The sequence below is a fragment of the Afipia sp. GW822-FHT04G07 genome, from assembly GCF_058800765.1.
This window is the reverse complement of sequence record NZ_JBXAMP010000001.1, coordinates 3,503,669-3,517,039: the sequence shown is the minus strand read 5'-3', so window position 1 is coordinate 3,517,039 and position 13,371 is coordinate 3,503,669. Positions and strand designations below refer to the sequence as shown.

At 63.7% G+C, this 13,371-nt stretch carries 14 protein-coding genes; 8 read left to right on the top strand and 6 right to left on the bottom strand.

The genetic code is table 11. From position 1 onward, the window contains the following. Positions 1-136 precede the first annotated feature (136 nt). Positions 137-1,342: an MFS transporter gene (locus AC1RKJ_RS17245; RefSeq protein WP_492792134.1), complete on the top strand. Its 1,206-nt coding sequence runs from the start codon at positions 137-139 to the stop codon at positions 1,340-1,342. Between the two features lie 12 nt (positions 1,343-1,354). On the opposite strand, the gene AC1RKJ_RS17240 is transcribed toward AC1RKJ_RS17245, so the two are convergent. The 3 genes from AC1RKJ_RS17240 to AC1RKJ_RS17230 all read right to left on the bottom strand — a co-directional run bounded on the left by AC1RKJ_RS17240 (position 1,355) and on the right by AC1RKJ_RS17230 (position 4,928). After that, entirely contained in the window at positions 1,355-2,869 is a 1,515-nt protein-coding gene (locus AC1RKJ_RS17240) for a glycosyltransferase family 39 protein (RefSeq protein WP_492792133.1), read from the bottom strand. 74 nt (positions 2,870-2,943) lie between these two features. Next, positions 2,944-3,690, bottom strand: a complete 747-nt coding sequence (rnhB, locus tag AC1RKJ_RS17235; RefSeq protein WP_492792132.1) for a ribonuclease HII — start codon at positions 3,688-3,690, stop codon at positions 2,944-2,946. A gap of 77 nt (positions 3,691-3,767) precedes the next feature. Beyond that, complete coding sequence (locus AC1RKJ_RS17230; RefSeq protein WP_492792131.1) at positions 3,768-4,928, bottom strand: PA0069 family radical SAM protein; 1,161 nt, start codon at positions 4,926-4,928, stop codon at positions 3,768-3,770. 164 nt (positions 4,929-5,092) lie between these two features. Between AC1RKJ_RS17230 and AC1RKJ_RS17225 the strand changes: the two genes are divergently transcribed. The 4 genes from AC1RKJ_RS17225 (at position 5,093) to AC1RKJ_RS17210 (ending at position 7,358) form a co-directional block, all read left to right on the top strand. Beyond that, positions 5,093-5,425 (top strand): DUF3551 domain-containing protein, encoded by a 333-nt coding sequence (locus AC1RKJ_RS17225; protein ID WP_492792130.1) that lies wholly within the window; start codon positions 5,093-5,095, stop codon positions 5,423-5,425. A gap of 179 nt (positions 5,426-5,604) precedes the next feature. After that, entirely contained in the window at positions 5,605-6,177 is a 573-nt protein-coding gene (locus tag AC1RKJ_RS17220) for a glycosyltransferase family protein (protein ID WP_492792129.1), read from the top strand. 87 nt (positions 6,178-6,264) lie between these two features. Further along, positions 6,265-7,203: a bifunctional helix-turn-helix transcriptional regulator/GNAT family N-acetyltransferase gene (locus AC1RKJ_RS17215; RefSeq protein ID WP_492792128.1), complete on the top strand. Its 939-nt coding sequence runs from the start codon at positions 6,265-6,267 to the stop codon at positions 7,201-7,203. Beyond that, entirely contained in the window at positions 7,203-7,358 is a 156-nt protein-coding gene (locus tag AC1RKJ_RS17210) for a hypothetical protein (RefSeq protein ID WP_492792127.1), read from the top strand. Before AC1RKJ_RS17215 ends, AC1RKJ_RS17210 begins: the two co-directional genes overlap by 1 nt. Before the next feature lie 6 nt (positions 7,359-7,364). On the opposite strand, the gene moaB is transcribed toward AC1RKJ_RS17210, so the two are convergent. Then, positions 7,365-7,919 (bottom strand): molybdenum cofactor biosynthesis protein B, encoded by a 555-nt coding sequence (moaB, locus tag AC1RKJ_RS17205; RefSeq protein WP_492792126.1) that lies wholly within the window; start codon positions 7,917-7,919, stop codon positions 7,365-7,367. 5 nt (positions 7,920-7,924) lie between these two features. Beyond that, positions 7,925-8,869, bottom strand: coding sequence for a KPN_02809 family neutral zinc metallopeptidase (gene ypfJ, locus AC1RKJ_RS17200; protein ID WP_492792125.1), 945 nt, complete (start codon positions 8,867-8,869; stop codon positions 7,925-7,927). Between the two features lie 372 nt (positions 8,870-9,241). On the opposite strand from ypfJ, the gene AC1RKJ_RS17195 reads away from it, so the two are divergent. Both AC1RKJ_RS17195 and AC1RKJ_RS17190 read left to right on the top strand, forming a co-directional pair. Then, positions 9,242-10,375, top strand: a complete 1,134-nt coding sequence (locus tag AC1RKJ_RS17195) for a site-specific DNA-methyltransferase (RefSeq protein ID WP_492792124.1) — start codon at positions 9,242-9,244, stop codon at positions 10,373-10,375. A gap of 77 nt (positions 10,376-10,452) precedes the next feature. After that, positions 10,453-11,742 (top strand): flavin-dependent oxidoreductase, encoded by a 1,290-nt coding sequence (locus tag AC1RKJ_RS17190; protein ID WP_492792123.1) that lies wholly within the window; start codon positions 10,453-10,455, stop codon positions 11,740-11,742. Here the strand turns inward: AC1RKJ_RS17190 and mutY are convergent. Beyond that, positions 11,739-12,839, bottom strand: coding sequence for an A/G-specific adenine glycosylase (gene mutY, locus AC1RKJ_RS17185; RefSeq protein ID WP_492792122.1), 1,101 nt, complete (start codon positions 12,837-12,839; stop codon positions 11,739-11,741). The two genes, AC1RKJ_RS17190 and mutY, sit on opposite strands and share 4 nt — an antisense overlap. 29 nt (positions 12,840-12,868) lie before the next feature. Between mutY and AC1RKJ_RS17180 the strand changes: the two genes are divergently transcribed. After that, complete coding sequence (locus AC1RKJ_RS17180) at positions 12,869-13,348, top strand: DUF721 domain-containing protein (protein ID WP_492792121.1); 480 nt, start codon at positions 12,869-12,871, stop codon at positions 13,346-13,348. Positions 13,349-13,371 lie beyond the last annotated feature (23 nt).

The following is a 13,371-nucleotide window of genomic DNA, read 5'->3' as shown; positions in this document are numbered from 1 at the left end:
ATTCTTTCGATCGCGTCTTCTTTGGATCGCACCCGGGCTTTGCATGACGGCCATCACGGGATTGCACGTGGAAGAATCTCCTATTTCCATCCATAAGCATGAAAGAAATAACCAAGAAATAACCCCCGGGTGGAATGTGACGGCTAACACGGCAGAGACGACCAACGACACCCGCGCACGTGCAAACGTCAAACGGCTTGCGGCAGCGCAAGCTTTGACCGGCGCCAATGCGGCGGTCATTTTTGCGACCGGCTCGATCGTCGGCGCAACGCTCGCCCCCAGCATTTCGCTCGCAACCCTGCCGCTCTCGATCTACGTCCTCGGACTTGCCGCAGGCACTTTACCGACCGGCATGATCTCGCAAGCGTTTGGCCGGCGCGCCGCATTCATCGCAGGCACCGGGTGTGGAGCGCTGTGCGGTGTCGTCGCCGCTGTCGCCATTCTGCAAGGCTCATTCGTCCTGTTCTGCTTCGCGACATTTCTCGGCGGACTCTATGGCGCGGTGTCGCAGTCCTACCGTTTTGCTGCGACGGACGGCGCCAGCGCCGCGTATCGCCCGAAAGCGATTTCGTGGGTGATGGCCGGCGGCGTGTTTGCTGGCGTACTCGGTCCGCAACTTGTGCAGTGGACCATGGATATCTGGCCGCCGTACCTCTTCGCCGTAAGCTTTCTGGTTCAGGCGCTGGTCGCGCTGGTGGCGATGGCTGTGCTGTCGACTGTCGATGCGCCCAAACCTCCTCCCGCACATCTGGCGGGAGGACGGCCGTTGCTGGAGATCGTCCGGCAACCGCGATTCATCGCGGCGGCGGTGTGCGGCGCGGTTTCCTTTACGGGTATGAACCTGCTGATGACATCCGCGCCGCTGGCGATGAAGTTCTGCGGACTGAGCCTCAGCGATTCCAATTTCGGCATCCAATGGCACATTGTCGCGATGTTCGCGCCGAGTTTCTTCACCGGTTCGCTGATCTTGCGGTTCGGCGCGGCGAAGATCGCGGCACTCGGCCTTCTGCTGGAGGCGACCGCCGCGACCATTGGATTGTCTGGCATCACCGCGCCGCATTTCTGGGCCGCGCTGTTCATGGTCGGCATGGGCTGGAATTTTTCGTTCGTCGGCGCATCGGCACTGATTGTCGAGACGCACCGTCCGCAGGAAGGCAAGAAAGTTCAGGCCTTCAACGATTTCATCGTGTTCGGGCTGGTGGCGATCGGCTCGTTCTCATCGGGCCAGTTGCTCGCCAGCTACGGCTGGTCGATGGTCAACATCGTCGTGTTCCCGGCGGTGGCCATTGCGCTCGCAGGCCTCGCTCTTTCCGCGATGATGCAGCGGCGAGTATCCGTGTAACCCCGCTCTCGCCTATCGGGATGCCTGCGGTCGCACGATGCCCCAGCCGATCCGCAGCAGCGCCTGACGGCCCCGCACTTTATGCTCGAACGCGCGGGGCACTTCCGGCACAAGACCGGGAAACCGTTTCACGATGTCAGCGGGTGGCGTGCCAGCCGTATCCGCCGCGCGCCAGACCACCACGCCGCCGGTCTCGTTGAACGATGCCGGGGTGATCCACGGCGTCTGTTGCGGCGTCGCATCGAGCATCACATGCGGACGCGAGGGTGCTGCGAAACCGATCAAGGTCGCGATCTGCGGATCGCCCGCGACTGCCGCAAGCGGACGGCCGGTGCGCCGCTCGAAATTCTCGCCGAAGAAAACGCCGATGTCGCGCGCGGGAAGCGATGTTCCAACGTCAGCGCTGCCAATCCACGGCTGGATGAACGTGATGCCCAGAACGACGACGACCGGCGCCGCCATGATGACGAGCCAGACCGAGCGCAGCCACTGTTGCCGGCGCAGCGGAATGAGATCGCCCGCGGTGACCACCACCGCGAGCCCGGAAAGCAGCAGCGCAATGCCGTCGCCGCCGATGATCTGGTCCTTGCCGAACAACGCCGACATGAAACTGAGCGTGATCGCGGGGACCAGTGCGAAAACATAGACGAACAGCCGCGCGAAGGGATCGAGCGGCGGGCGATAGATGATCGGCGCATCTTCCGCCTTGCGTTCCAGATAGCGGGAGTTGGCGATCACCAGCAGCGCCACGCCAAACAGCGCGAACAGCAGACCGGACAGAAGCCCGATCCAGCCGAACAGCCTGTCCTGAAGTTCGGCCGTCGCGGGCAATGGCGGCAGCGCGGTCGTATCCGCGCGCAGCCACCACACCGCATAAGGCAATACCAGCACGATGACGACGACAGCCGCATAGAGCGGATCGGTCGATGCGAATGCGCGCCTGCCCCTCGCGGTCGCTGCCGCGAAGATGGCCAGCAAAACCAGCAGCGGAATTGCAGCCGGCGTGGTCAGCAGCAGCAGGCCAACCTCGACCGGCAACAGGAACCACGCGTTGCGCCGCCCCTGCCCGATGATCTGCCATGCATGAAGCAGCACCAGCGCCCACAACGGACGCGCCAGAATGAGTGGGCCGAATTCGATGCCGGGAAAGGAAAAGGCGGTGATCGTCGCCGTCAGCAATACGGCAAGCACCGCCTGCTGCGCGCCGACAATGGCGCGGCTGAGTTTGAACAGCGCCCAGAACGTCACAATGAAGCAAAGCTGCGACAGCAGGTAGACGCCGAAGATATGATTGCCGGACAGACGGAAAGCGATGTCCGCGAGCCAGAACGCGGCGGGCGGCCCAAGATGTGTGCCGACCTGATACTCCCGGCCGAAAGCCAGCACGGTCGCGACGTCACCCGGCGGGCTTCCGTACAACAGCCACGGCAGGACCAGCCACACCGCCGCCTGCGCCAGCACCACGATCCAGAAGATCAGGCGCGGCCGGGCGCGAACCAGTTCAACGATCAGGGAGGTAAAACGCATGAAACGTATGAACCGGTCTTCTGAGGGACTGCCTCACTGATAAGGCGCATCAAGCCATCCGGCAACCGAACCGCTCAGATGGCCGCAACGGCATCCTCAACCGCAACCGCCGCCTCCGCCGCACCGTCCTGATCCGCGCCGTGTTTCTGCCGCGCGGCGGCAACAGGCGCGAAAAAGCGGCGGTGATGAACCGTCGGCCCGAGCCGATCGAGCGCTTCGAGATGGGCCGGAACGCCGTAACCCATGTGGCGCTCGAAACCGTAGCCAGGGTGGTCGAGCGCCAGCCGGCACATCAGCCGGTCACGCGAGACCTTGGCGACGATCGAAGCCGCGGCGATCGAGATGACAATACCGTCGCCGCCAATCACGGCCTCGCTTTCGCACGACGTATCAAGCCGGTCGCGCCCGTCGACGAACACATGCTGCGGCATTTCCGGCAAGGCATGAACAGCCCGCGCCAGCGCCCATAGCGACGCGCGCAGGATGTTGTCGCGGTCGATCCGCGATGGCGGCGCTACGGCGACCGAGACCAGCGCGGTCGCGCAGATTTCCTCGAACAGCGCCTCGCGGCGCTCCCGCGTCAGGCGCTTGGAATCGTCGATGCCTTTTGGAATCCGTTTCGGATCGAGGATCACGGCAGCGGCGACCACCGGACCTGCCAGCGGACCGCGACCGGCCTCGTCGCAGCCCGCGACCGGCCAGACGCCGCGCTTGATCAGCGCGCGCTCGCGCCGAAAGCTCGGCGGCACCACGGCAATCACGCCGTTGCGCGGCGCGCGTTTCGCTGCCTGTGGAACCGCTGCGGATTTATCCCGAATCATGCGGCGATGCTGCGGGCGTGCGTGCCGCCCCGCAAGCCGGAATTTTCATTCTTGCCCGCTATTCAACCGAGCCGGCTTTAGAACAAATCAAGCTGCGCGTTGGCGCGCCTGGGCCGCGCGAAGTGGGCGGTCGTGAGTTTCGAGCGCCGCTTGTTGAGGCCGAGCTTCTCGCACGCGATCTCGAACCGCCGTCCGATCATCCACGCCATCGGGCCGGTGCCCTTCATGCGCGTTCCCCATTGCGAGTCGTAATCGCGGCCGTCACGCATGTCGCGGATCAGCGTGAAGACATGGCGGTATCTGTCCGGATAGTTCGCCATCAGCCATTCGCGAAACAGGTCGCGCACTTCAAGCGGCAGCCGCAGCAGCACGTAACTCGCTTCCTTCACGCCGGCGTGGGCGGCGGCATCGAGCATGCGCTCGATCTCGGAATCGTTCAGCGCCGGAATCACGGGCGCGACCATCACGGTCGTGGGAATGCCCGCATCGGCCAGCAGCCGCAGCGCCTCCAGCCGCTTCGGCGGCGTCGCCGCGCGCGGCTCCATGGTGCGCGCCAGCTTCGGGTCCAGCGTTGTCACCGAAATCGCGACCTTGGCGAGATTGCGCTTCGCCATCCGCGCCAGAATGTCGATGTCCCGTGTCACCAAGGCAGACTTCGTCACGATGCCGACCGGATGCCCGGTTCGCTCCAGAACCTCGAGAATGCCGCGCATGATTTTATGCTCGCGCTCGATCGGCTGATAGGGATCGGTGTTGGTGCCGATCGCGATCATGCGTGGCTCGTAACCCGGCGCGGCCAGTTCCTTCTCCAGCAATTCCGGCGCGTCCGGCTTGGCGAACAGTCGGGATTCGAAATCCAGCCCCGGCGAGAGCCCAAGATAGGCGTGGGTCGGGCGCGCGAAGCAATAAACACAGCCATGCTCGCACCCACGATAGGGATTGATCGAGCGGTCGAAGCCGATGTCGGGCGAGTCGTTGCGGGTGATGACCTTGCGCGCGGTGTCGAGCGCGACGGTGGTCTGGAACGGCGGCAATTCTTCGAGGCTTTGCCAGCCGTCGTCGAAAACAACCCTGGCTTCGGCCTCAAACCGCCCGCTGGCATTGGATTGCGCCCCGCGGCCCCTGCGCCGCTGGCGGTCGATGGCGACTTCGATCTCGGGAAAAGGAGAAGGAACACCCGCCGGCTCGGAGGGCGACGTGACCGGCGGGTGTTTGAGGGCATGGGATGCACGGCTCATGACGCGAACATAGCACCGAATGAGAACAAAACAAGAACTCTCGCGCGGCGCTCACAGGAAATTTTGGAGCTGATTTTTCAGCCTGATTTTTCAGCGCCGATTTTTCGGAGCTTTTGTTTGCCTGCCGCGTTGACCGCCCGACGGACCATTGAAGGGAGACGATTATGCGAGAATTGCTTTATTCGACCGCCGCAGCCGCCGCGATTGCCGGCTCGGCTCTCTTGGCGACGCCAGCCTCCGCAGGCGCATTCTGCGCGACGCAAGCTGATGGACAGAGTTTCCGCAGTTGCGGCTATCCGACCTATGCCTCGTGCGCACGCACCGTGAGCGGCGCCGGCGGCCAGTGCGTGTCCAATCCCGGATGGCGAGGCGGTTATGGCGGATATGAGGATTCCTACGCCTATGCGCCGGGCCCTGCTTACGGCGCCGGATATTATAATGATGGACCGGGTTATTACCGCCAGCCCGGCATCGGGATCACCATCGGCGCCTACTGACCGATAGTCTCGACATCAAAAAGCCCCGGCGAACTTTCGCCGGGGCTTTCGTTTGGACCGGGCGGGTCCGCCGTTAACAAATGCCGCAAAAAGCTGCACCTGACGGGCTGTCCTGAGTGTGACAAGATGATAACGGTTCCGCACTAGGCATTGACGGACGAGCATTCCAGCCCCGGCCCATGATCAGCGTTGTCATTCCCACCGAAGGCGTCGAGCAACCTGTCGTTGCCACCCTCGCTGCCCTCGTTCCGGGGGCGGCCGCCGGAATCGTGCAGAAGGTCGTGCTGGTCGACCGGCCGGGCTCCGACACGATCGAGCGCGTGGCCGACATCGCGGGATGCGACTTCCTGAAATTCGACGGCTCGCGCGCAGCGGCCCTCGCGGCAGGGGCGGAGCAAAGCCGGTCGCCGTGGCTGCTGTTCCTGCTTCCCGGCGCCGTACTGGAAGCCGGCTGGATCGATGAGGCCGCCCAGTTCATGCAGCGGGTGTCGCTGAGCGGACGTCAGCGCGCAGGCATCTTTCGTTATGCGCGCTCGCCTTATGAGGAGGCGACGGTGCGCGACGGGATGAAATCCCTCGCCCGGTTTATTTCCGGCCCATCCGCTGACCAAGGCCTGCTGATCTCCCGCGACCATTATGAGCGCGTCGGCGGCTATGCCCCGGCTACGCGCCGCGCCGAGGCTAAACTGATCTCGAAACTTGGCCGCACCGGCCGCGCGGTGCTCAGAACCAAGATTTTCGTGGCCGCCTGAAGTAGTTGACCGCGTCAACAATAATACTTGACCGCGTCAACAATTTCATGAGAATGCCCGTCTGGACAAGACGAGGCACGTTCGCCGATGCGCGCACCTTCCAAAGACGGTCAGGACACGCGGATCGCGGCCGTCCGGCAGTTCAACCGGTTCTACACGCGCAAGATCGGCGTGCTCGAGCAGCACCTGCTGGAAAGCCCCTTCACGCTGGCCGAAGCCCGCGTGCTGTTCGAACTGGCGCATGGTGATGGCGCTCTCGCCAAGGACATCGGCGCCGAGCTGGGCCTCGACGCCGGCTACCTCAGCCGGATCGTTCAAGCGTTCACCGAACAAGGGCTGATCACACGCAAGCCGGTTCCGTCGGATCGCCGTCAGTTCAAGCTGGCATTGACCGCCAAGGGCAAGCAGGCCTTCGAGCGCCTCGACCGCACATCGCATCGGGAAGTCGGCAAGATGATCGACGCGCTTCCCGGCGATGGCGGGCAACGTCTGGTCGAGGCGATGACCACCATCGAACGATTGCTTGGCGACGAGCCGGCGGCCCGTCCGGAGGCGACGCTGCGCACGCACAGGCCCGGCGACATGGGCTGGGTCGTGCAACAGCACGGGTTTCTCTACGCGCAGGAATTTGGCTGGGATATTTCATTTGAAGGCATGGTCGCCGAGATCGTCGCGCAGTTTCTGAAAGATTTCGATCCGGCCCGCGAACGCTGCTGGATCGCCGAGATCGACGGCAAACAGGTCGGCTCGGTGTTTCTGGTCAAGCATTCCGACGACATTGCAAAGATTCGTCTGCTGCTGGTTGATCCGGCGGGACGCGGCATCGGCCTCGGCAAGCGGCTGGTCGATGAGTGCGTCGCCTTCGCGCGCCAGTCCGGCTACCGCAAAATCACGCTGTGGACGCAAAGCATGCTGCTTGCCGCACGCGGAATCTACCAAAACGCGGGGTTCAGACACGTCGCAAGCAAACCGCATCACAGCTTCGGTCATGACCTGACCGGCGAGACCTGGGAGCGCGACTTGTGATGCACGGGCGTGACGAGCGCGAATATCGCGTCACGCCCGAAATCATCGCCCTCCACACCGCCAAGGCCCGGCGGTTGCGGCTGCGCGCCTATCGCAAGGCGATGCGGATGATCCTTGCCGGCCTCTCGAAGGCCGTCAGCAAGGTTCGCCGCTGATCGGCGTCAGCTTCGCGCCTTGCCGCGCTTCAGGTGCTCGTCCAGCCGGGGCATGATCTCGACGAAGTTGCACGGCCTGGTGCGGTAGTCGAGCTGGTGCGCGAGAATGCCGTCCCATCCATCGCGGCACGCGCCCGGCGAACCGGGCAGACAGAAGATGAAGGTCGCACCGGCGACGCCCGCCGTCGCACGGCTCTGGATCGTCGACATTCCGATTTTCGCGTGACTCATCATGTGAAACGCAATCGAGAAACCGTCCATCCGTTTCTCGAACAGCGGCTCGACGGCTTCGGGCGTCACGTCGCGGCCAGTGAAGCCGGTGCCGCCGGTTGTGACGACAACGTCCACGCCTTCGTCGGCGATCCATGTTCTTAGTTTTGCGCGGATTGCCTCGACGTCGTCGGTGACGATGTCACGCGCGGCAAGGACATGCCCTGCCGCCGTGATGCGATCCGCAAGCGTGGTGCCGGACTTGTCGTCGGCAAGCGCGCGCGTATCGGAAATCGTCAGCACCGCAATATTGAGCGGGATGAACGGCGACGCGTCGTTGCTTGCAGACATGGCGGTTAAAGCTGTACGCCGGGCGCGAACGTATTGCAGGCCTGCACGCTGCCCTGCTGATAGCCGGTCATGAACCAGCGCTTGCGCTGCGCGGCCGAGCCGTGCGTGAAGGAATCCGGCACCACGCGGCCCTGCGTCTGACGTTGCAGCGTATCGTCGCCGATGGCGGAGGCGGTTTGCAACGCCGCGTCGATGTCGCCGGCTTCGAGGAAGCCCGGACGCTTCTTCTCTTCGCGGTTGACCCAGACGCCGGACAGACAATCCGCCTGCAACTCGACGCGCACCTGAATGGCGTTGGCTTCCGCCTTGCTGCTCGCCTGCTGCTGCATCTGCGTCGCCTTCGACAGGATGCCGAGCTGATTCTGGATGTGATGACCCGCTTCATGCGCGATGATGTAGGCCGCGGTGAACTTGCAGGCATTGCCCGAGCAGCCGCGGAATTTGGTCTCGATCTCGCGGAAGAATCCCGTGTCGAGGAAAATCTGCCGGTCCGGCGGACAATAGAATGGTCCCATGGCCGACTGCGCCATGCCGCAACGTCCGCCGTTGGTGGCATTACGGAACAGCACGATGCGCGGCCCGCGATAGGTCTGCCCGCTGGCCTGGAAAATTTCGGTCCAGCGGTCGTCGATTTCGCCGAGCACGCCCGCGATCATGCTGCCCATCTCGTCGGAGGGCGCGCCGGCCTTTGCGGGGCCGGTCTTGCGGTCGGTCTGGTAAGACGGTGCCTGCTGCTGGCCCCCGGTGAGAATTTCCGCGCCGCCGATCAGGATGCGCGGATCGATGCCGACCGCCCAGCCGATCAGGCCGAGAACGATCACGGTTCCAATACCGAGCCCGCCGCCGCCGCCCATCGGAAAACCGAAGCCGCCGCCTCCGCCGAAGCCGCCACCGCTGTCGTCACGGCGATCGTCAATGTTATCGCTGCGGCGGAAATCATCGTAACGCATCGGAAATCTCCTCGACGGGCGCGTCGTGATCGTAGCACGAGCGGGCCGCAACATATCCTGTTAACGATTCATACAGCGCCCGGCAAAAATTGCCTAGTGCGGCGTTTCGATGTGTTTCGGCTGAATGACATGAACGCCAGCTGAATTTCCAAACGAAATGCGCGCTGCGACAGCGTTTCCCCACAACGAGTGGATTTTTCTCCGTGCCGCGCGTCTTTCATCCGCGATGCAAGTCGGTTTCGGAATCAGTTCGAATTAATGACAAACCTGTTTTCGATTAAGCCGATTTTTACCTTGGACGATCATGGTGATCAAAGTCGGATTTGTTAGTCCCGCGTCGCCGACTGCGTCGCCTGAGTCAGGTTTTGAGTCATGGTTGTGTCGCGTCGCGGGGCGTCTGCAAGGGCGCCCCGCACTCAATTTGAAGTGCCATCCAGTTCGCATATCGTCATTGGCGATTGCGTCGCCGAGATGTCGAAGTTGCCGGCCGGTTCGGTCGATCTGGTGTTCGCAGATCCGCCGTACAACCTGCAGCTCAAGGGCGATCTGAAACGCCCCGACGAATCTCATGTCGATGCCGTCAACAACGACTGGGACAAGTTCTCATCCTTCGCCGCCTATGACGACTTCACGCGCGCATGGCTGCTGGCCTGCCGCCGCATCATGAAGCCGTCGGCAACGTTGTGGGTGATCGGCTCCTATCACAACATTTTCCGCGTCGGCGCGATCATGCAGGACCTCGGCTTCTGGGTTCTCAACGATATCGTGTGGCGCAAGACCAATCCGATGCCGAATTTCCGTGGCCGCCGCTTCACCAACGCGCACGAGACCATGATCTGGGCGGCGCGTGACGAGAACGCCAAGGGCTACACCTTCAATTACGAAGCGCTGAAGGCCGCCAACGAGGACGTGCAGGCGCGTTCCGACTGGCTGATCCCGCTTTGCACCGGCGACGAACGCCTCAAGGGCGGCGACGGCAAGAAGGTTCACCCGACGCAGAAGCCGGAAGGCCTGCTGGCGCGCGTGATCCTGTCCTCGTCGAAGCCCGGCGATCTCATCATCGACCCCTTCAACGGCACCGGCACCACCGGCGCTGTCGCAAAACGCCTCGGCCGCCGCTACATCGGCTTCGAGCGCGACAAGACCTACGCAGCCGCAGCCGAAGCGCGCATCGCCGCCATCGAACCGCTGCCGGAAGCGACGCTCGCTCCGTTCATGACCGCGCGTGGCGCACCGCGCGTCGCATTCTCCGAACTGGTCGAGCGCGGCATGATCCTGCCCGGCACCAAGCTGGTGGATTCCAAGAAGAAGCACGGCGCGCTGGTACGTGCCGACGGCGCCATCATGCTCGGCGACAAGGTCGGCTCGATCCATCGGATGGGCGCGATCGCGCAAGGCGCGGAAGCCTGCAACGGCTGGACCTTCTGGCATGTCGAGACCAAGAAGGGTCTCAAGCTGATCGACGAGCTGCGCGCTGAAATCCGCAGCGAGATGGCGGCGGTCTAAGCCGCCGCTTTCTCGCCTTTCGCAATTGCCCCCTTTCCCATTCCTGTGTCATGACGTTTCCGAACTCGGGAGCGTTCATGACAGTTCTTATTGCAGGTGGCGGGATCGGCGGGCTCACGCTCGCGCTCAGCCTTCATCAGATCGGCATTCCGTGCCGCGTGTTCGAGAGCGTGCCGGAACTGAAGCCGCTCGGCGTCGGCATCAACGTACTGCCGCACGCGGTGCGCGAACTGATCGAGCTTGGACTGCTCGACAAGCTGGACGCGGCCGGCGTTCGCACCCGGGAGTTGTCGTATTTCTCCAAACACGGCAAACCGATCTGGAGCGAGCCGCGCGGCCTTGAAGCCGGGTACAAGTGGCCGCAGTTCTCAATTCACCGTGGCACCCTGCATCAGATCCTGCTCGATGCGGTGATTGAACGCCTCGGCGCCGACAGCCTGCTGAACAGCCACCATCTGTCCGATTTCACCGACACGCCTGACGGCGTTCGCGCGAGTTTCATCGACAGGGCTACGGCTAAGGACGCCGGCACCTATGACGGCACGCTGCTGATCGCGGCCGATGGAATCCATTCCGCCGTGCGCGCGAAGCTTTATCCCGATGAAGGCCCGCCGATCTGGAACGGCCGCATTCTCTGGCGCGGCATCACCGAAAGCGACGCGTTCCTGTCCGGCCGCACCATGATCATGGCCGGTCACGAGATTCTGAAATTCGTCTGCTATCCGATTTCCAACGCGCCGCTGCCGAACGGAAAATTCCGCATCAACTGGATTGCCGAGCGCTTCATGCCGCCGACCTATTCATGGCGGCGCGAGGACTATAACCGCACCGCGAATCTCGACGAATTCCTGCCCTGGTTCGAGGACTGGACATTCGACTGGCTCGACGTCCCCGGCCTGATCCGCAACTGCCCGCACGCCTACGAATATCCGCTGGTGGACCGCGATCCGATCGACCGCTGGACCTTCGGCAACGTCACGCTGATGGGCGACGCCGCGCATCCGATGTATCCGATCGGCTCCAACGGCGCATCGCAGGCCATCCTCGATGCGCGTGTCATCACGCGCGAAATTCTCAACCACGGCGAGACGGCGGCGGCGCTTCAAGCCTTTGAAGCCGAACGCCGCCCCGCCACCACTGAACTGGTGAAGCTCAACCGCCGCAACGGCCCCGAGCAGGTCATGCAGATCGTGGAAGAGCGCGCGCCGAACGGTTTCGGCGTCGTCACCGACGTGCTGTCGCGGCAGGAACTGGAAGACGTCGCCAACACCTACAAACGTGTCGCAGGCTTTCAGGTCGATGCGCTCAACGCCAAACCGCCGATCGTGCCGCGCCCCGAAACATCGGCGCTGTCGAGCGCGGGTTAATCGCCGAGCCCGTGCGCGATCACCTTGCGCATGACATTCGGCAGCGCCTCGTCTTTCAACGTCGCCACCGGCACCCAGCGCATGCCGTCCGGCGCGCGGGTGCGCGCAGTAACGTCTGCGGTGTAAATCACAAGCTCCAGCGGAAAATGCGTGAACACATGCGTCACCACGCCCGCCTTGCGATGCCAGCGTGAAACAGCTTTCAGGTCGGGCGCCTGACTGCGCGCCGCCTTGTCGTCATGTCCAGCCAGCCATTCGGATGTCGGCACCTCGGTCATGCCGCCGAGCAATCCTTTTTCGGCGCGCGTGCGGACCAGCAACTCGTTCCCGCGCGTGACCACGAACGCGGCGCCGCGCCGAAGCGCGCCGGTCTTCTTTGCGGCCTTGCGCGGGAATGTGTCCTGATCGCCGCGCGTCCGCGCCGCGCAATCGTCTTTAAGCGGGCACAGCACGCAGGCAGGCTTCTTCGGCGTGCAGATCGTGGCGCCGAGATCCATCAGCGCCTGCGCGCTGTCGCCTGCACGCACAGGCCCGAGCAATGTCGACGCAAGCGACTGGATCAGCGGCTTCGCTTTCGGCAGCGGATCTTCCACCGCGAACAAACGCGACACCACGCGCTCGATGTTGCCGTCCACCGGCATGGTCCGGCGGCCGAATGCGATCGCGGCGATCGCCGCCGCCGTATAGGGGCCGATCCCCGGCAACGCACGCAGACCGTCCTCGGTGTCGGGAAATACGCCGTCATGGTCGCGCAGCACCGTGGCAGCACACGCATGGAGATTGCGCGCGCGGGAATAGTAGCCGAGCCCGGCCCACATTCGCAGCACGTCATCCAGCGAGGCCGCACCAAGTGCTGCGACAGTCGGCCAGCGCGCGGTGAATTTCTCGAAATACGGCCCGACCGCTTTCACCGTGGTCTGCTGCAGCATGATTTCCGACAGCCACACGCGATAGGGATCGCTCGTCTGATCCGGCAGCGCACGCCAAGGCAACTGGCGGCGGTGGCGGTCGTACCAGGCGAGCAACAGCACCGGACGACCGGTTACACCGTCATCCTGAGATTTCTTTCGTCGCAGTGCTGCACCTGATAAGGTCATGGCACACTATGTACCGACGACAACCACCCATGAACAAGCCCGGTCGCATCCACGCAAAGCCGTTATCCGCGTTGCTCGGCGGCGCGATCAACGACGTCTTCGCCAAGCAGGGCTTTGCGTCGCGCGAACTCGTGACGCGCTGGGCGGATATCGCAGGGGCGGACGTCGCAGCGCATTCGGAACCGCTGAAAATCCAGTGGCCGCGGCCCGTCGAAGGTCAAGACCCGGAACCGGCCACGCTGGTGCTGCGCGTGGAGGGTCCGATGGCGCTGGAAATCCAGCACACCTCGGATGTCATTCTGGAGCGGGTCAACCGCTTCTTCGGCTGGAACGCGGTCGGGCGGATCGCGCTCCGTCAGGCCCCGCTGTCGCGCCGGCCGGCACCGAACGTCCGGAAAAAACCCGATGCCGCAGAGGTCGCCAGGATCGCGGACGGCCTTGGGACCATCGAGGACGAGGCCTTGCGCGGAGCGTTGGCGCGGCTTGGCGCATCGATCAAGCGAAGTTGAGGGTCCGGCAGCCCGCCCATGGA

Excerpts from the sequence above, each read along its gene's own strand:
- AC1RKJ_RS17240 (WP_492792133.1), bottom strand. The coding sequence starts at position 2,869 with ATGCGTTTTACCTCCCTGATCGTTGAACTGGTTCGCGCCCGGCCGCGC.
- rnhB (WP_492792132.1), bottom strand. The coding sequence starts at position 3,690 with ATGATTCGGGATAAATCCGCAGCGGTTCCACAGGCAGCGAAACGCGCG.
- AC1RKJ_RS17230 (WP_492792131.1), bottom strand. The coding sequence starts at position 4,928 with ATGAGCCGTGCATCCCATGCCCTCAAACACCCGCCGGTCACGTCGCCC.
- AC1RKJ_RS17225 (WP_492792130.1), top strand. The coding sequence starts at position 5,093 with ATGCGAGAATTGCTTTATTCGACCGCCGCAGCCGCCGCGATTGCCGGC.
- AC1RKJ_RS17220 (WP_492792129.1), top strand. The coding sequence starts at position 5,605 with ATGATCAGCGTTGTCATTCCCACCGAAGGCGTCGAGCAACCTGTCGTT.
- AC1RKJ_RS17215 (WP_492792128.1), top strand. The coding sequence starts at position 6,265 with ATGCGCGCACCTTCCAAAGACGGTCAGGACACGCGGATCGCGGCCGTC.
- AC1RKJ_RS17210 (WP_492792127.1), top strand. The coding sequence starts at position 7,203 with ATGCACGGGCGTGACGAGCGCGAATATCGCGTCACGCCCGAAATCATC.
- moaB (WP_492792126.1), bottom strand. The coding sequence starts at position 7,919 with ATGTCTGCAAGCAACGACGCGTCGCCGTTCATCCCGCTCAATATTGCG.
- ypfJ (WP_492792125.1), bottom strand. The coding sequence starts at position 8,869 with ATGCGTTACGATGATTTCCGCCGCAGCGATAACATTGACGATCGCCGT.
- AC1RKJ_RS17195 (WP_492792124.1), top strand. The coding sequence starts at position 9,242 with ATGGTTGTGTCGCGTCGCGGGGCGTCTGCAAGGGCGCCCCGCACTCAA.
- AC1RKJ_RS17190 (WP_492792123.1), top strand. The coding sequence starts at position 10,453 with ATGACAGTTCTTATTGCAGGTGGCGGGATCGGCGGGCTCACGCTCGCG.
- mutY (WP_492792122.1), bottom strand. The coding sequence starts at position 12,839 with ATGACCTTATCAGGTGCAGCACTGCGACGAAAGAAATCTCAGGATGAC.
- AC1RKJ_RS17180 (WP_492792121.1), top strand. The coding sequence starts at position 12,869 with ATGAACAAGCCCGGTCGCATCCACGCAAAGCCGTTATCCGCGTTGCTC.